We start from the raw sequence: 16,091 nt of genomic DNA on the forward strand, positions 1-16,091 counted from the left end.
TCGGTCGTCCCCGCACTCAGTCCCCAGACTCATGCTCACCGATCACGAACAGCCCTCGAACTGCGGCACCGCGATCGTGGACAGATCAAGCCCGGACCTGCCGAACCACTTGGTCAGCAGCTTCTCGGCCGTCCCGCTCTGGTACATGTCGGTGATCGAGCGGTTCACCGCCTCGCAGCCGGCCACGTCGCCCTTGGCCATCCCGATCCCCGAGCGCTGCTCGTTGAACTGCGCGTTGGCCAGCCGCAGCCCCGAGCCGTCCTCGGCGGCCAGCCCGGCCAGGATGATGTCGTTGGTGGTGACCGCGTCCACCTGCCGGTCCTTCAGCGCCGCCAGGCACCTCTTGTAGTCGGGGAACGGGACGACCTGCGCCGCCACCCCGCGTTCCTCGACGACCCGCTTGGCCGCGTTCGCGCCCTCCACCTCGCAGATCTTGCGGCCCTTGAGCTCGCGCACGTTGGTGATCGTGTCGTCGCCGCGGGTCAGGATGTCCTGGTAGGAGATGTGGTACGGCCCCGCGAACAGCACTCGCTGCTTCCGGTCCTGGTCGATCGTGAACGTGGCCACCACCAGGTCGGCCCGCCCTTGGGAGATCACCTTCTCCCGGTCGGCGGCCAGCACGCCCAGAAAGGAGACCTCCTTGCCCAGCCGGCCGGCGACGTAGCGGGCCACGTCCACGTCGAAGCCGTCGAACGTGCCGCCGGCGCGGAACCCGACCGAGGGCAGGTCCGTCCGCACCGCGATGACGAGTTCGTCCTTGTCCAGGATCGACTCCCGGCCGTTCATCCCGCAGCCCGCGGCCGCCAGGGCGACCAGGACCAGCGCCACTGCCAGCACCCGCTTCACCGGTACTCCTTGAGTCGTGGCCACACCCCGGCGATCACCAGCACCCCGATCGCGCCGATGGCGAACGGCATCAGCCGCCACAGGCTGTCCAGCGCGCTCTCGCCGGTGCTGATCGCCCGCTCGAACACCTTCTGGTGCGAGGCGGCCATGGACTGCAGTGCCTCGTCGTAGGAGGCGAAGGCCGTCATGGTGCGGCCGAGCCGCTCGGCGACCGCCTCGTTGGTCTGGCCGTTCGCGGCGAGCCGGCGGAAGGCCGCGTCGGCGCGCTGGAAGTCCTGGTACGCCCGCATCACCTTCTCGCCCTCCCTGCCGACGAGCTCCGGCCCCAGCATGCCGAGCCCTCCTGTCGAGCCGCTGGACACCCGCTGGTGGTAGGTGCTCAGATTGCCCGCCTCGTAGTAGATGACGGACAGCGACTTGTCCAGGTAGGTGTGCTCGTAGGTGTCGGCCCGATCCTTGTCCAGCAGGTAGCGGCTCTGGTCGCCCTGCATGCTGTTGCTGATCGCCCGCGCCCTGGCCAGTGTCAGCACCGAGTCGAACCCGTCCGACTTGGCCGTGCGCAGGGCCTGGTCGTCCCGGGAGAGCACGTTCACGCCGAAGATCAGCGCGACCGCCGTCGTCACCGTGGCCGCCAGCAGCGCGGGCCCGAAGACCCGGCGGAAGCGCCGGGCCAGGAAGACCTGCAGCCAGATCAGGCACCCCAGCGCGACCAGCCCGGCCACCACCACCGCGAGCCGCACGAGCGGCACCATGAGGCTCTTCTCGTCGGCGGTGCGGCGCACGATCGTGCCGCTCTCCAGGGTCAGGTTGTACGCCTGCGGCAGCAGCACCAGCCGCATCAGGTCGGTGGCCGTGCGGTAGGTGCGCACCACGTTGTCCGGCGGCGGCCCGGCGGCGTGATCGGCCTGGTCGTTCAGCAGCAGGGCCTGCCCGGCCAGCCGCTCGTAGCGGCCGAGCCCGTCGAGCACCGACTGGACGGTCCTGCGCTCGGCCTCGTTGTCGCCTGACAGCTCGAACGCCTCCAGCAGGGCCCGGTGTGCCTCGACCCGCCGCGCGTCGTACTGCTTCAGCGCCTCGGCCCGCTGCGCCTCGTAGTCCTTGCCGATCACGAGCAGGTTGGCGACCTGCGCGTCCATGTCGCTCAGCGCGAGGTAGAGCCCGGCGGTGGCGACGACCTGGGGGCCCGCGTCGCGGCCGATGACACGCAGGCCGTCGCGGGCGCTGGAGCTGCCGACCGCGAGCGCCGCGAAGAGCAGGGCCAGCGAGGCGACCGTGATGCCGGAGATGACGCGGATCCGGCCCGGCACGCTCCGGCGGGCCGGGGCGGGGGCCGGCCGCACCTGCACCATGGTCACGGCGTGCCCTCCCTGATCGTGATCACGGTCCACGCCCCCAGGTGGATGCGGTCGCCGGGGCCGACCCTGACCGGGACGTTCACCGCGAGGGGCCGGCCGTTCAGCTGGGTGCCGTTGGACGAGCCGGGGTCCACCAGCAGCCACGAGCCGTCCTGCTGGCCCAGCAGCACGGCGTGCAGGTGGGAGACGCCCGGGTCCTCGGGCGGCCCGGCCAGGTCGATCTCGGGGGAGGCGTTCCTGGTCCGGCTGCGCCGCCCGATGCGTACCTGCTCGCCGTGCAGCGCGAACGAGCGCTCGGGGCAGTACGGCGGGAACGCCATCGCGGCGGCGTCGGGACCGCCCTCGGCGATGACCTTCTCGTAGTAGGTGCGGTCGGCACCGGTGACGGCCTCGTATCGTGCTCCCGTCGCGGGCAGGGGGACGGCGGCGCTGTTGCCGCTGTAGTCGTGGCCGCACACCTCGCAGAACTGCCCGGCGCGCGGCGTCTGGCAGACGGGGCACGACTCCGCGGCCTGCCCCTGGGACGGGGATCCGTGCTGGGGCACGGAGTGGGTGACCTGGGGGGACACGGTCTGGGGGGACACGGCCTGGGGCGGGCCGGCCATCTGGGCGCCACAGGTGTCGCAGTAGTCGTCGGCGCCCGACGCGTGCCCCTGCGGGCAGGTCGCCATCAGCTTCCTTCCTTACGCAGCCGGCTCGTCCGCACGGAGCCGGTGTCCAGCTCGATCTCGTCGGCCTTGTCCACGTTCCTGCGCAGCCGGGCCGTGCCGGTGGCCGGATCGACCTCCACCACCCTCTCCAGCAGCCTCGCGGTGTCCTCCCGGCCGGAGTCGGTGGCGATCTGCCGCGCCTTGGCCAGGCGGGCGGTGGCGGTGTCGACGTCGCCCATGGAACGGGCGTTGAGCCCCTCCTGGATCAGCTCGTGCAGCTCGGCCTGGCCGGTGTAGTGGGCGACCTTCCTGTTGATCCGGGTGGACTGCGCCAGGTCGTCGGTCCACTGGGCCAGCACGTTGCCGGAGGCCACCGTCTCCTGGGTGTCGGGGCGGACGAGCTTGACCCAGCCCGCCCTGATCTCCTGCCCGACCTGCGCCGGGGGCACCTCGACGCAGATGTGGTATTCGCGTTCCTCGGCGCCCCAGGAGCCGGTGGGATAGTCGCCGGTCAGCGGATTGACGTCGGCGCGTTTGCCGGTGAGGTCGAGCAGCGTGGGGGAGACCTGCTTGACGAACTTCAGCCGCGCCGTCTGCGGCACCCACACCCGCAGCGACAGGTCGGCCACCGTCTTGCTCATCGACGTCTGCGTGAGCCTGCGGAAGTATTCCGGCAGGTCACCCTGATTGCGCACGAAGTCGAATGTGCCGAGCAGCGCCTCGGCCACCTTCCGCAGCTCGGCGGGCACCCAGTCGTCGCCGACACCGAGGCAGTCGGCCACGAACTTGCCGCTCCAGCCCGCCAGCACGGAGGCGAACACCTCGGGCCGCTCGTTGTTCTGCCCGTCGGTCATGAGCAGCGCGTGCCTGATCGCCGACGGATGTGCGGTCAGCAGATGACCGGCCAGCTTGAGCCACTCGCCCATCGCGGTGCCGCCGTGCGCGGTCAGCCGGCTGATGGCCCGCTCGGCCTCGGCCCTGGTGGCCGGGCTCGCCTTGACCAGGTTGGCGTGGCCGCCGGGGAAGACGACCCTGGCCGACTCCGTACCGGCGATCACGGCGAAGTAGACGCCGTCGCGCAGCGTCCGCACGGCGGTCGCGGCCGCCTGCCGCGCCTCACGGATCTTGCTGCCGCTCATCGAGCCCGACGTGTCAATGATGATCACCTCGGCCGCCTCGGTGGGCGCGGCCTGCACGGTCGCGCCGCCCGTGGAGCCGCCAGGGGAGGTGACGGTGAGAATGGCGTGCACCTCGCGGCCGTCCAGCGGAAGGTACTTGTTCTGGTCGACGTTCAGCGTGAAAACGGGCTGGTCAGCCATGCGACTCTCCTAGAGGGATCAAAACGATCGTCACGTTGTCCTGGCCACCGGAGTCCAGCGCGTGGCGCAGCATCTCACGGGCCATCTCGATGGGGGTGCCGGTGGCGGGGAAGGCGTAGCCGTCCAGATAGCGCCACAGGCCGTCGCTGCAGACGAGTAGCAGCCCCGGCCGCTGCGGGGTGAAAGCACGCAGGTGGAGGTCCACGTCGCCGGCGTCGGCGCCGAGCCAGGCGGTGATCTCGCCGGTCTCCACCACGTCGTCCTCGGTCAGCAGGTCGCCGCCCGGCAGCAGGTACGCCCGCGTGTCGCCGGCCCAGCCGAGCGTGACCCGGCCGTCCGGCGCCACCGCGGCCGAGACGTACGTGCAGGCGGGGGCGTCGTCCACCGACGTCGCCAGCTTGGCCACGGCCCGCCCGGCCAGCTCGAACGCCTCCTCCTGCGACAGGCCCCTGGCCAGCGCCGCGCCCGCGGTCTCCACCGCCACCGCCGACGCCTCGTCGGCCCTGGGCGAGCTGCCCACGCCGTCGCAGACGACGGTCACCACGGTTCCGCCGGTGGGGCCGCCAATGGGGCTGCCGGTGGCACCGCCGGAGAGGTTGCCGGTGGGGTCGCCGGGTTGGCCGCCGGGTTGGTCGCTGGTTCGGCCGCCGGTTTTCAGCAGCGCGACCGCGTCCTCGTTCCGGCCGCGCCGCAGCCCCCTGTCGGTCACCGCGGCGGCGCCGCCGGCCAGCACGATCTCGGCGTGGTCGCGGCCGGTGGGCTGGCGCAGCCCGCACCGCTCGCAGTAGCCCTCCACGTCCACGGCCTTCGCGGCGCAGAAGGAGCAGGTGGGCGCCCCCAGCGCGTGGCCGCACGCCTCGCAGTACGTGTCTCCGGCCACCACGGGAGCCTCGCAAACGGGACAGATCACAACCACGTCCTCGGTCGTACGGCGTTGGCCTGGTCGATCAGCGCGTGGCGCTCCTGGCGCGTCTCCGCCGCCACGGCCAGCCTGCGGTAGATGGATTCGAGCCGTTTGCGCAGCCCCGGCTCGGTGAACGGCGCGTCGGCCAGCCGCGGCGAGCCCTGCGGCGGCGGGTTGCTGTCGAGCCAGGCCAGCGCCCCGCCCAGCACCTCGGCCGTGAGCAGGTCGCGGCGGCGCGGGTCGAGGTCGGCCTGCTTCGCGACCCGGTCGGCGGCGCCCACGAGCTCGTCCGGTTTCAGCACGCTCAGGTCGGCCCTGCGTACCACCGAGGCCGCCAGCGCCACCTGCGCCGCCACCCGGTGGACCGACGAGGCGGGCACCTCGTCCAGCACGCCGATCCGGCCCGACCTGGCCAGCCCGAACGCCGCGCTGACGTAGGTGTGGTCGGTGCGCCAGACGAGGTCGTACCAGGAGGCGGCGGGCTTGCCCGCGCACTCCAGCGCGAACGCCAGCGCCAGCTTCGGCGCCGTCTCGCCGGGCAGGTGCGACAGGCACGCCTCGAACAGCGACACCGCCTGGTCCGCCTGCCCGGTGACCAGCGCGAGCACCCCGCGGTACCAGGTGAGCCGCCAGTCGCGCGGCAGCTCCCCGTCCAGCTCGTTCAGGGCGATGGGGGTCTCGGCCGCGGCCGACTCGGCCAGCAGCCTGACCCGCATGAGCTTCGTCTCGGGGGTCGCCGGCATCGCGGCGAGCTGGTCGAGCAGCTCCTTGCCGTCGCGTCCGAGCAGTCCCGCGAGTGCGCCGGCCGCCGGGTCGGCCGGATCCACCAGCGGCACCGGCAGCGCGCGGGCCACCGCCACCGGGTCCAGCGGCTCGAACACCTCGCCCTCGCGCTGCGACAGCGCCGTCCCGACGGCCGTGCGCTCCGGCCCGAACAGCGTCGACAGCGCCGGGTGCGGCACCCCGCTCTCCAGCGCGCTGACCTCGCGCAGCACGCCGACGAGCTGCTCCTCCATCTCCCACGCGCTCTGGAACCTGTCGGCGGGGTTCGCCGCGGTCGCCTTGCGCAGCAGCCGGGTGAACGACGGATGCCCGCAGTCGGCCGGCAGCGGGTTGGCCACGCCGCCCGAGGCCGGGCTGAACCCGGGGATCGCCAGCACCGCCAGCGTCCTGGCCACGGTGTAGAGGTCGGAGGCGATCGACGACGGCTGCGTCTCCAGCTCGGGGGCGTGGTAGCCGACGGTGACCCAGGACGAGCCCACCGGCGAGCCGAACGGCTGCACCGCGCCCAGGTCGATGAGCTTGAGCCGCCGGCCGACCCTGATCACGTTGGCCGGCTTGAGGTCGCAGTAGACCAGGCCGTTCTCGTGCAGGTAGCCGAAGGCGTGCAGGATCTCCCTGCCGTACATCAGGGCCTCGCGCAGCGGCAGCGGGCCCTGGCGGCGCAGCTCGTGCAGCGACTGGCCACCGACGTACTCCATGACGATGTAGCCCAGCCCGGCCGAGCGCTGGAAGTTGAAGATCTTGACGATGTTGGGGTGGTCGACGGTGGTCAGGAACTTCCGCTCGGCCTCGGCCGCCGCCAGCGCCTCGGCGTCCATGGTGTTGAGCAGGCCCTTGAGCACCACCCACCGGCCGTCCAGGTTCTCGTCGGAGGCCAGGTAGATCCAGCCGAGACCGCCGTGCGCCAGGCAGCCCAGCACCCGGTACTGGCCGGCGACCATGTCGTCCTTGGCCAGCTTCGGGGCGAAGGAGAACTGGGTGCGGCAGTGCGGGCAGAACCCGTCCGTCAGCCCGGGGCGGCCCTCGCGCGAGCGGCCCACCGGCTTGCCGCAGTCGGGGTTGGCGCAGTGGCGCTTCTCCTCGGGCACCTCGGGGTTGGCCATCACCGCGGTGGACGGGTCGCGGTAGGGGACCGACGGCAGGTCGGCGATCGTGGCCAGCACCCCGGCCCGCGACCTGCCGCTGCTCGACGGGGAACTCATCGATCTGCTGACCGGCTGCGTGTTGAGAGGACCCGACGACGGCACCGACGACGGTGCCGATAAGGGGGCCGACGACGGGGGCAGCGGTGACGGGCTCGCCGCGTGCCCGCACTGGTCGCAGTAGCCCTCCTCGATCGTCCCTGTGCAGCCGGGCTGCGCGCAGCGGGTCATCGCTTACCTCCGGAAATCGCGCGCTGGTAGTTCTCGACGGCCTCGGCCGCCCTCGTCAGATCGCAGGGGGCACTCCACAGCAGCACGCGCGCCCGCTCGTACAGCTCCGAGGTCACCGGGTCCTCGGCCAGGCCCTTGCGCACCGCCATCGCCTGGCAGGCGCCGAGCCGGCCGCGCAGCTCGTCGCGCCGGGCGACGAGGCCGTAAAGCGCTTTGGCGGTGGCGTACGCCTGGTCGGCGGCCTTGCGGGTCTCCTCCTCCAGGGCCGCCAGCCGCTTGGCCCGTAACACCCAGGGATCGGCGGAGGCGTCGAGCGCGTCCAGCTCCCCGGCCAGCGCCTCCACCCTGCTGCGCGGCTGGGCCTGCGGCGGCAGGGCGATCTTGACCACGACCGAGCCGTGGGCCAGCCGGGTCTCGCTCTCGGCGGCCCGCACCCGGTCGAGCGCGGCCACCAGGTCCTCTCTGCGCCTGGCGTACTCGTCCTTGACCACGAGCGCCAGCTCGACCTCCGCCAGCGAGCCGGCCAGCAGTTTGGCCATCCGGTCGAGCTCCTGCGCGACGGAGGGCCCCAGCGGGTCCTCGACCGCCGCCGCGCGCATCCGCCGCAGCTCCGCCTCCTGGGCGGCCAGGTCGGAGCTCTCGCCCAGCCGGCTCTCCAGCTCGCGGATGCGGCGCAGGCGGGCGTCGGCCTCGTCGAGGCGGGGCAGCACGGCGTTCCACACCGCGTCGATGTCGTTCAGGGCGGCCGTGACCTCGCCGAACGCGGCGTCCATCCGGGTCACGGTCTCGTCGAGCGTCAGGCGCGTGTCGGCCTGCGGGCGCAGCGAACGCTGCTCGACCGGCTTGGCGGCGGCCCGCAGCACCACGGATGGGCCCGACAGCAGCTCGGTGAGCCGGGCGAGCTGGTCGGCGCCGAGCCGGGGACGGGAGGCCCGGATCTGCTCGGCGTCGCGCAGCACGGCGCGGTAGGCGTCGTTGAGCGCCCACAGCCCGGCCAGTGCCTCCTGCGCGGCGGCCCAGCGCCGCTCGGTCGCCCCGCGTAAGGAGGCGCCGCGCAGCAACTGGTAGGTGGTGTGGGATTCGAGATCGAGCAGGTCGCCGGAGATCCGGTCACGTTCGTCGGCCCGAGCGCGCAGCGCGTGCTCGGCGCCCTCCCTGCTCATTGGTGGTCCCAGGCTCATCACGCTCCCCGTGAAGAGGCCCCCCGCTGCCCCGTTTATACCGCCTCAACGGCGGGTTGAAGGGCTTTAGTTCCTTTGGCTCGGGGTGACCCCTGACTTGTCCCTGATTCAACCCTGCCTCGCCTGCAAAGCACTTAACGATCTCTTAGCGTGGTGGTCATGGGACGAATTCTTCTGATCGTCGCGGCCGTCATCGCCGCGCTCGTGCTGCTCGGCCCCCTCGTGGGTTTCGCCCTGACGTTGCTCAAGTGGGGGCTCGTCATCGGCGCCGTCGCGTTCGCCGTCATGTTCGCCTCGAAGTGGCTCAAGCGGACATAGCTTCCTGAGGCATCCGCAGTCATAGTGAGGTGATGGAGGCGCGGCCCGCGGTCGACGATGCCGCGCTCGGGCGCGAGGCCCTGGCCGTGCTCGAGGCGAACTGGACGGGCACCGGCACCGTGCCCGCGCCAGGGCTGTATCCGCACCAATGGAGCTGGGACTCCGCGTTCGTCGTCATCGGCCTGGCCAGACACCGGCCGGACCGGGCCCGCGACGAGCTGCTCAGCCTGCTGCGCGGGCAGTGGGCCACCGGAATGGTGCCGCACATCGTCTTCCATACCCGCGAAGCGTACTTCCCCGGCCCTTCCGTGTGGCGATCGCAGGAGCACAAGGCCGCGCCCCGCGTGCTCACCTCAGGACTCACCGCGCCGCCCCTGCACGGGCTGGCGCTGTGGTGGCTCTACCGCCACACGGGCGACGCCGCGTTCGTCAGGCAGGCGTACCCGGCGCTGGCCGCCCAGCACGACTACCTCGCCTCCGCCCGCGACCTGGGCGGCGCCGGGCTGGCCGCGATCGTGCACCCCTGGGAGTCGGGCATGGACGACAGCCCGGCCTGGGACGAGCCGCTCAACGCGCTGCCCTCGATCCGGTACGGCTACCACCACGTCGAGATGGAGGAACGCCACCCCGACAGCGACCACGACCGCTACGTCTGGCTGGCGATGCGCTACCGGGACGCCGGTTACAGCCCCGACTACCTGCGCGACGAGCACCCGTTCGCGATCGAGGACCCGATGTTCAACGGGATCTGGCTCGCGTCCTGCCAGGCCATGGCGGAGCTCGCCCCGCTCGCGGGCGTCGATCCCGCGCCGCACGCCGAGCAGGCGGAACGCATCAGGCGGGCCCTGCTCGAACGCCTCTGGGACGGCTGCTTCTACGCCAGGGACCTGCGCGCGGACCGGCTCATCCGGGTCTGCACGGTCGGCGCGTTCGGGCCGCTGCTCGACCCCGGCCTGCCCGCCGACCGGCTGCGGGCCGCCGTGGACGTGCTGGAGTCGGCCAGGTTCATGGGCGCGACCGGCTATCCGGTGCCCAGCTGCGAGATTCGCGCCACCCAGTTCGACCGCACCCGCTACTGGCGCGGCCCCTCCTGGGTGAACACCAACTGGCTGCTGCGCAGGGCAGCGGCCGTGCACTCGCTCGACCAGCTCGGCCAGCAGCTCACCAACGGCACCTTACGTCTGGTCCGCCAGGCTGGTTTCCGCGAGTGCTTCGACCCCTTCGACGGCAGCGGGCGGGGCTGCAGGGACTTCTCCTGGAGTGCGGCGCTCACCCTGGATCTGCTCGCGGATACTGTGGTCGAATGAGCCTTTTCCGCCGGCTGCCCGCTGACGTGCGCCGTTCCCTGGACATTGCGAAGGGGGAGCGGGTGCTGACGTTCGCCGCCGCCGAGGCGGGCCACCTGGTGGCCACCAACCTCGCGCTCCACCTGCCCGGGGGCACCCGCCTGCCGTACGAGGAGATCGACCGGGCCTCGTGGGACGAGGACGGCCTGCTCGTGATCACCACGGGCGGCGTCCGGCATTTCGAGCGGGTCACCGAGCCGCGCATGATGCCCGAGACCGTGCGCGAGCGCGTCAACTCCACGATCGTGGTCAACAAGCACGTGCAACTGCCCGGGAGGGGCGGCGTCCGGCTGGTGGCCAGGCGCAGGCCCGGCGGCGAGATGCTCGGCTGGACCCTCGTCTTCGACGACGGCCTCGACCCCGCCGACCCCGGCCTGCGCGCCCAGGCCGAACAGGCTCTGGAAGGCGTACGCCGCAGCATGGGCGTCTGATCTTCTGCGCCGGTGCGGGGGCGGCCGCAGGCTCGCGGGGGTGTACGGCCGCTCAATCCCCTACCGATCGATGTGCGCCTCAGGTGTGCGCCTGCGGCGCGTTTGTTGAGGCGCGTGTGTACGCCTCAGTAGGGGATGCCGCTCTCGCGAGCCTTCCGCTCGGCGGCCTCCTCGTCGGGCCAGCCGGTGCCGTTGCCCGTGCCGTGCTCTTCCGAATGGAGGAACGGGATCCGCTGCTGCAGCGTGTCACCCACCCTCGCCCTGGCCATTCCCGCGAACCTCGACGCCTGCGCCCCGACCACCCCGGCCGCTTCCTGCACCCGGGGATTGTCGGCCACGCGCTGCGCGGTCCGCTTGATCTGCTCGTACCGTTCGCGCCCGGCCCGGCTGCCCAGCACGTAGCCGACAGCCAGCCCGACAGCGAATGTCAGTCGATAACGCATTTCGCACCTCCGCTGTCTCCGGGCCTACCCCGCTGGCGATGCGACACGCACTCCCGGAGTGCGCTAATCTATTCCTGCGCACAGCGACGGGGGCACAGACCCCCGGCGAGGTGGGCAAACAGATCGATCCCGCGTAGCTCAACGGCAGAGCAGCCGGCTGTTAACCGGCAGGTTATAGGTTCGAGTCCTATCGCGGGAGCCAGTCATCCAGGCCCTCTTCCTCCGGAAGGGGGCCTGAGTCGTTACGGGAGCCCGGCGGGTCAACCCGTGATCGTCGGGGGCTCACAGCCTCACCCCATGGCTCGGGTGCGTCGGCCGGTCTTTGCGTTGCGGGCGCCTGCGGTCCCGGGGGTCCGATCCGATGGCCAGGGCCACCGCGCCGATCATGAAGCCCGCGCCCACGATGGCGATCGTAGAGGCGCGGCCGGATGCGCGACGCGCGGCGGGGGCGGAATGTACGGTCGGAGGCGTGATCATCTGGGTCGCCTCGTTTCCCCGGTCGGGCAACACCTTCCTGCGCATCATCCTCAATTACCTGTACGGCGTGCGTACCTCCACCGTCTACGACGTGGACGGCGTGGCCGAGCGGCTCGGGCCCGAGCTGATCGGGTTCGAGGAGCGGCCCTCGTCGATCGAGGAGATGCGCGCGTCCGAGCGGCCGCACTTCGTCAAGACGCACCGGCAGCGCGCAGGCGAGGAGGACCGTGCGATCTGCCTCGTCCGGGACGGCCGCGACTCCATCACCTCATGGGCCCGGCTGAACGGCGCGCTCGACTTCGAGGCCGAGGTGCGCAGGATCATCGACCGCCGTGACACGGTGGGCACGGGCAGTTGGGGGCGGAACGTGCTGAGCTGGCTCCGGCCACCCGCGCCCCATCGCGTGCCGCTCCGCTACGAGGACCTGATCCGCGAGCCGCGCCGGGCCGTCGAGCGGTTGGTGGCCACGCTGGTGCCGTCCCTGCGGCCGCTGCCCGACGCCCGGATCCCGACCTTCGCGGAGTTGCGCCAGCTCGACGGCGGCTTCTTCAGGAGAGGTCATACGCGTACGCACGCGGACGAACTGCCGGACGAGCTGCACCGGCTCTTCTGGTCCCGCCCCGACAACGCCGCGGCCATGGAGCTGCTTGGGTACCCCCGAGACGCGTGAAGCCGGAGGGGGACGGAACCGCAGGCGCCGTGCTTTGATGGCGTTGGTTCGGACTGGTGCGTTCCCCGACGACTCCCCACCAGAGGAGTGAACGAGTGGCCTCTTCGCCCGATTCGCCCGGCCGCTCGTCGCGGCGTCCCCAGCGCACCCCCATGTGGCCGTCGCTGGCGATGGGTCTGTCCTGGATCGTCGGCGTTCTGTGGATCGTTGTGTTCTACGTGAACCCGGCTCTCCCCGGCATCGCCGAACTGGGCAACTGGAACCTGCTCGCCGGCTTCGCGTTCATTCTGCTCGGCATGTTCTTCGCCCTGGTGCAGGCGTTGGTGGCCATCGTGGTGGCCCGCCGCCGGCCCTGAAGCTGAAGGTCGCTTCGGGTGTCTTAAGGCTCGCTTCAGGTGCCGCGGGCGACCCTCGGGGGTGTCGAAACCCTTCGGGGAGGGAGATCCCAATGATGAAGCGACACCTGGCGATCGTCGCCACGGTGGCGGCGCTCGGGCTCGGTGGCATGGCCGGGCCCGCGCTGGCCGATGAGCGTCCTGACGGGCCCGTCAGGGTGCTCGGCGGGCACGACGGGCACGACGGGCACGACGGGCACGGCGAGTACGACCGGCGCGACCGGCACATCGAGCGTGCGCCGCGCGGTGCCAGGCTCGTGTGCTGGACGAGTGACGGTGAGGTTGTGCGTCTGTCCAGGGCCAGGGCGGTCGAGCTGATCGACGGCGAGTACGCCGAGGTCGTGCCCGCGCGGGCCGCGCAGGATGACGTACGGCCCGCGCGGGCGGTCGAGGACGAGGTACGTGGGACGTCCGAGCGGCTGACGATTCGCGTTCCGGCACGCGAGATCGGGCGCGGGAAGGCCGGCAAGCGGTGGCGTGACACGCGCGTCATCCAACTCACCTGCGTGTGGGAGGGCCGCGCCCGCCGGTGACCCGGCCGTTGTCACGCGCCCCCGGCAGGGTTCCCGGGGGCGCGTGGCGTTTCACGCTATGTGACTCGACCATCACCCGTTTTCCCGTTCCTGGGACAAGGCAGGCATGGCACGCAAGGATGGAAGGGCCGGTCGTTCGGGCCGGAGCCGCGGGAACCGTGACGGAGGCGTGGAGAGGGCGCCACCAGGACGTGTCGCCGACCCGGAATCGGCGGGGCGCTCCGCTGACGGAGAAGTGCTGACTGCCGCGTGCCTACCTGGATCAAATCTCTTCGACCCTTCGACGCGCCCGCCGCCCGCACGGTGGTCAGGCGCACCACCGACCTCGGCGAGGCCGAGCGTTTCATCAGGCTCTTCCACGCCGAGAACCCCTCCGCCGGCAACGCCTACGCCCGCCTGCGCGACGTCGCCAGGGAGGTGGCCCGGCGCGGGACCTACACGCACACGTACGAAGAACTGGAGTTCGGGGCCCGGGTGGCCTGGCGCAACAGCAACCGGTGCATCGGGCGGCTGTACTGGCGCTCGCTCAAGGTACGTGACCGCCGTCAGGTGGGCACGGCCGAGGGGGTCGCCCTCGAATGCGTGGCCCACCTGCGCGAGGCCACGGGCGAAGGCAAGATCAGGCCCACGGTCACCGTGCTGCCGCCCGACACCCCCGCCCTGCCCGGCTTCCGCATCCTGAACGACCAGCTCATCCGTTATGCCGGATACCGCACTCCGGACGGCGTGCGCGGCGATCCGGCCAACGTCGCGCTCACCGAGACGGCGACCGGTCTGGGCTGGCGCGGCCGGGGCGGCCGGTTCGACGTGCTGCCGCTCGTCATCCGGCCCCCGGCGGGCGAGCCGCTCCTGTGCAACCTGCCGGGGGACGCCGTGCTGGAGGTGCCGCTGACGCATCCCGACTATCCCTGGTTCGAGGAGCTCGGCCTGCGCTGGCACGCCGTACCGGCCATCTCGGACATGTGCCTGGAGATCGGCGGAATCTGCTATCCCTGCGCGCCCTTCAACGGCTGGTACATGGGCACCGAGATCGGCGCGCGCAACCTGGCGGACGCGGACAGGTACGACCAGCTCGGGGTGGTGGCGGAGCGGCTCGGGCTGGACACCTCCAGCGAGCGGACGCTGTGGCGCGACCACGCGCTGGTGGAGCTGAACGTGGCGGTGCTGCACTCGTTCGAGCGGGCCGGGGTGAGCATGACCGATCACCACACGGAGTCGCGGCGCTTCCTGACGCATCTGTCGCGGGAGGAGCAGGCGGGACGGGTCTGCCCGGCGGACTGGTCGTGGATCGTGCCACCGCTGTCGGGCAGCGCCACGCCCGTCTTCCACCGCTACTACGACACCCGCGTCCTGACCCCCGCCTTCGTCCACCATCGGTAGGAGGTGTGTCGGGAGCGGAGGCAGGGCAGGCCCCACGCCCGTCCGCCGCCCGTCGCCGCGAGTCGTCCGCCGCGAGTCGTCCGCCCCGAGTCCTCCGCCCCGAGTCCTCCGCCCCGAGTCGTCCGTCGTCGCGGGGCGCTCGCCAGGTGTCAGGCGGGTGGTTCGGTCAGGCGGTCGCGGAGTGCGGTGATCTCGGCGGCGGTCAGGCCGCCCGCCGTCAGGCGCGCCTCCACGTCGAGGCGCGCCAGCAGGGCCAGCACGACCTCCTCCGTGGTGGTCCCGGCCTCCTCCAGGCGTGCCCGTACGCGCAGGTCGTCGTCGGGCTCGCCCAGCAGGGCGTACAGAGGGCTCAGCCGGGCCGCCGAGCAGGCGTAGTCGGCCAGGATGTCGGCGGATCCGACCCCGGCCAGCGCGAGCAGCAGCAGGGCGATCAGCCCGGTGCGGTCGCGGCCGGCCACGCAGTGGACGAGCACGCCGCCGGGCTCGGCCCGCGCGACGGCGCGCAGGGCGAGGACGCACAGGTCGGCCCGCCGGTCGAGGAACGGGCCCAGGTAGAGCGGGGTCCCGCCGTACCGGGCGAGGGCGGGGTCGTCGTGGCGGTGCAGGGGCACGCTGACGATCGTCATCCCGGGCGGGCGGTGGCCGGGGGCGGCGCGATGCTCGCCGGGGGTGCGCAGGTCGACGATCGTCCGTACGCCGTGTGCAGCGGCGGCCGCCCAGCCGACCGGGGTGAGCCGGTCGGGCGTGTCGGAACGCACCACCGCCCCCCAGCGCGTACGCCGCCCGTCAGCCGTCGCCAGGCCGCCCAGGTCGCGGACGTTGTGGCAGCCCTCCCACGCCAGATGCCGCTCCATGGGACCACCGTATCCTTGCCTTCCCAGGCTAGAACATGGTTCTGTTAGGGCATGGCGGAACTGGTGCTCTCGACGCTCGACGACAAGGGCGTGCTCACGCTGACCTTCAACCGGCCGGACACGCTCAACGCGTGGACCGACGCGATGGGGCGGCGCTACTTCGACCTGCTGGCGGAGGCGGAGCGGGACCCCGGGGTGCGGGCCGTGGTGGTCACCGGCGCGGGCAAGGGGTTCTGCTCGGGAGCCGACTTCAAGACGCTGACCGCCATCCAGACCGGCTCGTACGACGAGGCCCCCGACCCCCGTCCCACCACCTTCCCCACGACCATCGCCAAGCCGATCATCGCCGCCGTCAACGGGGCCTGCGCCGGCCTGGGCATCGTGCACGCCCTCGTCTGCGACCTCGTCTTCACGGCCGAGGAGGCCAAGTGGACGACGGCCTTCCCGCGCCGCGGGCTGGTCGCCGAGTACGGGCTGTCCTGGGTGCTGCCGCGCGTCATGGGGCAGCAGCGGGCCATGGACATCCTGCTGTCGGGGCGGGTGTTCTCGGGGCGGGAGGCGTACGAGCTGGGGCTGGCCAACCGGGCCGTGCCGGGGGAGGAACTGCTGGAGCAGGCCCGCGCCTACGCAGGGGAACTGGCGGTGCACAGTTCGCCGGCGTCCATGGCGGTGATCAAGCGGCAGGTGTGGCACGACTGGGACACCACGCTGGAGGAGTCGGCCAAGGCGGCCACCCAGGAGATGCTCGCCTCCTTCGAGCGGCCGGACTTCGCGGAGGGTGTGGCGAGCTTCCTGGAGCGCCGCCCGCCGAACTTCCCGCCCCTGTAACGGCT

The 16,091-nt window shown here is 72.1% G+C and carries 18 protein-coding genes and 1 tRNA gene; 10 read left to right on the forward strand and 9 right to left on the reverse strand.

What is annotated here, in order from left to right; all coding sequences use genetic code 11:
- Positions 1 to 42: 42 nt before the first annotated feature.
- The 6 genes from AB0C28_RS16075 to AB0C28_RS16100 are packed head-to-tail and all read right to left on the reverse strand — an operon-like array spanning position 43 to position 7,020.
- On the reverse strand, positions 43 to 846 hold the full coding sequence (locus AB0C28_RS16075; protein WP_358075016.1) for a transporter substrate-binding domain-containing protein: 804 nt from the start codon (positions 844 to 846) through the stop codon (positions 43 to 45).
- Positions 843 to 2,201: a hypothetical protein gene (locus tag AB0C28_RS16080; RefSeq protein ID WP_358075018.1), complete on the reverse strand. Its 1,359-nt coding sequence runs from the start codon at positions 2,199 to 2,201 to the stop codon at positions 843 to 845. Before AB0C28_RS16080 ends, AB0C28_RS16075 begins: the two co-directional genes overlap by 4 nt.
- Complete coding sequence (locus AB0C28_RS16085; RefSeq protein WP_358075021.1) at positions 2,198 to 2,872, reverse strand: FHA domain-containing protein; 675 nt, start codon at positions 2,870 to 2,872, stop codon at positions 2,198 to 2,200. The genes AB0C28_RS16080 and AB0C28_RS16085 overlap by 4 nt, the downstream gene beginning before the upstream one ends.
- On the reverse strand, positions 2,872 to 4,170 hold the full coding sequence (locus AB0C28_RS16090; RefSeq protein WP_357836852.1) for a VWA domain-containing protein: 1,299 nt from the start codon (positions 4,168 to 4,170) through the stop codon (positions 2,872 to 2,874). Before AB0C28_RS16090 ends, AB0C28_RS16085 begins: the two co-directional genes overlap by 1 nt.
- Positions 4,163 to 5,050, reverse strand: coding sequence for a protein phosphatase 2C domain-containing protein (locus AB0C28_RS16095; protein ID WP_358075024.1), 888 nt, complete (start codon positions 5,048 to 5,050; stop codon positions 4,163 to 4,165). The genes AB0C28_RS16090 and AB0C28_RS16095 overlap by 8 nt, the downstream gene beginning before the upstream one ends.
- Before the next feature lie 26 nt (positions 5,051 to 5,076).
- Positions 5,077 to 7,020, reverse strand: coding sequence for a tetratricopeptide repeat protein (locus tag AB0C28_RS16100; protein ID WP_358075027.1), 1,944 nt, complete (start codon positions 7,018 to 7,020; stop codon positions 5,077 to 5,079).
- On the opposite strand from AB0C28_RS16100, the gene AB0C28_RS16105 reads away from it, so the two are divergent.
- Entirely contained in the window at positions 7,010 to 7,183 is a 174-nt protein-coding gene (locus AB0C28_RS16105) for a hypothetical protein (protein WP_357836843.1), read from the forward strand. The two genes, AB0C28_RS16100 and AB0C28_RS16105, sit on opposite strands and share 11 nt — an antisense overlap.
- Positions 7,184 to 7,226: 43 nt before the next feature.
- Here AB0C28_RS16105 and AB0C28_RS16110 read toward each other — a convergent pair whose 3' ends face one another.
- Complete coding sequence (locus AB0C28_RS16110) at positions 7,227 to 8,393, reverse strand: hypothetical protein (protein ID WP_358075030.1); 1,167 nt, start codon at positions 8,391 to 8,393, stop codon at positions 7,227 to 7,229.
- A gap of 177 nt (positions 8,394 to 8,570) precedes the next feature.
- On the opposite strand from AB0C28_RS16110, the gene AB0C28_RS16115 reads away from it, so the two are divergent.
- The 3 genes from AB0C28_RS16115 to AB0C28_RS16125 are packed head-to-tail and all read left to right on the forward strand — an operon-like array spanning position 8,571 to position 10,506.
- A complete protein-coding gene (locus AB0C28_RS16115; protein WP_357836837.1) occupies positions 8,571 to 8,729 on the forward strand; it encodes a hypothetical protein in 159 nt (52 codons plus the stop codon).
- 32 nt (positions 8,730 to 8,761) lie between these two features.
- A complete protein-coding gene (locus tag AB0C28_RS16120) occupies positions 8,762 to 10,036 on the forward strand; it encodes a hypothetical protein (protein ID WP_357836835.1) in 1,275 nt (424 codons plus the stop codon).
- A complete protein-coding gene (locus tag AB0C28_RS16125) occupies positions 10,033 to 10,506 on the forward strand; it encodes a hypothetical protein (protein WP_357836832.1) in 474 nt (157 codons plus the stop codon). Before AB0C28_RS16120 ends, AB0C28_RS16125 begins: the two co-directional genes overlap by 4 nt.
- 125 nt (positions 10,507 to 10,631) lie before the next feature.
- Here the strand turns inward: AB0C28_RS16125 and AB0C28_RS16130 are convergent, their stop codons facing one another.
- Positions 10,632 to 10,949: a YtxH domain-containing protein gene (locus AB0C28_RS16130; RefSeq protein WP_346112168.1), complete on the reverse strand. Its 318-nt coding sequence runs from the start codon at positions 10,947 to 10,949 to the stop codon at positions 10,632 to 10,634.
- A gap of 127 nt (positions 10,950 to 11,076) precedes the next feature.
- On the opposite strand from AB0C28_RS16130, the gene AB0C28_RS16135 reads away from it, so the two are divergent.
- The 5 genes from AB0C28_RS16135 (at position 11,077) to AB0C28_RS16155 (ending at position 14,404) form a co-directional block, all read left to right on the forward strand.
- Positions 11,077 to 11,151 (forward strand) — tRNA-Asn (locus tag AB0C28_RS16135).
- Positions 11,152 to 11,418: 267 nt separating this feature from the next.
- Positions 11,419 to 12,096 carry a sulfotransferase domain-containing protein gene (locus AB0C28_RS16140; protein WP_358075034.1) on the forward strand — a complete coding sequence of 226 codons (678 nt, stop codon included), beginning with the start codon at positions 11,419 to 11,421 and terminating at the stop codon, positions 12,094 to 12,096.
- 95 nt (positions 12,097 to 12,191) lie between these two features.
- A complete protein-coding gene (locus tag AB0C28_RS16145; RefSeq protein WP_358075037.1) occupies positions 12,192 to 12,452 on the forward strand; it encodes a cell division protein CrgA in 261 nt (86 codons plus the stop codon).
- Between the two features lie 92 nt (positions 12,453 to 12,544).
- Positions 12,545 to 13,024, forward strand: a complete 480-nt coding sequence (locus AB0C28_RS16150) for a hypothetical protein (RefSeq protein WP_358075040.1) — start codon at positions 12,545 to 12,547, stop codon at positions 13,022 to 13,024.
- A gap of 249 nt (positions 13,025 to 13,273) precedes the next feature.
- The gene (locus tag AB0C28_RS16155; RefSeq protein ID WP_358075043.1) at positions 13,274 to 14,404 is read left to right on the forward strand and encodes a nitric oxide synthase oxygenase; all 1,131 of its coding nucleotides are present in this window, start codon (positions 13,274 to 13,276) and stop codon (positions 14,402 to 14,404) included.
- Between the two features lie 149 nt (positions 14,405 to 14,553).
- Here AB0C28_RS16155 and AB0C28_RS16160 read toward each other — a convergent pair whose 3' ends face one another.
- Positions 14,554 to 15,258 carry a tyrosine-protein phosphatase gene (locus tag AB0C28_RS16160; RefSeq protein ID WP_358075046.1) on the reverse strand — a complete coding sequence of 235 codons (705 nt, stop codon included), beginning with the start codon at positions 15,256 to 15,258 and terminating at the stop codon, positions 14,554 to 14,556.
- 51 nt (positions 15,259 to 15,309) lie between these two features.
- On the opposite strand from AB0C28_RS16160, the gene AB0C28_RS16165 reads away from it, so the two are divergent.
- Positions 15,310 to 16,086 (forward strand): enoyl-CoA hydratase-related protein, encoded by a 777-nt coding sequence (locus tag AB0C28_RS16165; RefSeq protein ID WP_357836813.1) that lies wholly within the window; start codon positions 15,310 to 15,312, stop codon positions 16,084 to 16,086.
- The last annotated feature ends 5 nt before the right edge of the window (positions 16,087 to 16,091 follow it).

This window comes from Nonomuraea sp. NPDC048892 (assembly GCF_040649735.1).
Lineage (GTDB): Bacteria > Actinomycetota > Actinomycetes > Streptosporangiales > Streptosporangiaceae > Nonomuraea > Nonomuraea maheshkhaliensis.

Bases quoted from the DNA above. Each gene is read 5' to 3' on its own strand.
- AB0C28_RS16085 (WP_358075021.1), bottom strand. From the start codon at position 2,872: ATGGCGACCTGCCCGCAGGGGCACGCGTCGGGCGCCGACGACTACTGC.
- AB0C28_RS16090 (WP_357836852.1), bottom strand. From the start codon at position 4,170: ATGGCTGACCAGCCCGTTTTCACGCTGAACGTCGACCAGAACAAGTAC.
- AB0C28_RS16110 (WP_358075030.1), bottom strand. From the start codon at position 8,393: ATGAGCAGGGAGGGCGCCGAGCACGCGCTGCGCGCTCGGGCCGACGAA.
- AB0C28_RS16115 (WP_357836837.1), top strand. From the start codon at position 8,571: ATGGGACGAATTCTTCTGATCGTCGCGGCCGTCATCGCCGCGCTCGTG.
- AB0C28_RS16120 (WP_357836835.1), top strand. From the start codon at position 8,762: ATGGAGGCGCGGCCCGCGGTCGACGATGCCGCGCTCGGGCGCGAGGCC.
- AB0C28_RS16125 (WP_357836832.1), top strand. From the start codon at position 10,033: ATGAGCCTTTTCCGCCGGCTGCCCGCTGACGTGCGCCGTTCCCTGGAC.
- AB0C28_RS16130 (WP_346112168.1), bottom strand. From the start codon at position 10,949: ATGCGTTATCGACTGACATTCGCTGTCGGGCTGGCTGTCGGCTACGTG.
- AB0C28_RS16150 (WP_358075040.1), top strand. From the start codon at position 12,545: ATGATGAAGCGACACCTGGCGATCGTCGCCACGGTGGCGGCGCTCGGG.
- AB0C28_RS16160 (WP_358075046.1), bottom strand. From the start codon at position 15,258: ATGGAGCGGCATCTGGCGTGGGAGGGCTGCCACAACGTCCGCGACCTG.
- AB0C28_RS16165 (WP_357836813.1), top strand. From the start codon at position 15,310: ATGGCGGAACTGGTGCTCTCGACGCTCGACGACAAGGGCGTGCTCACG.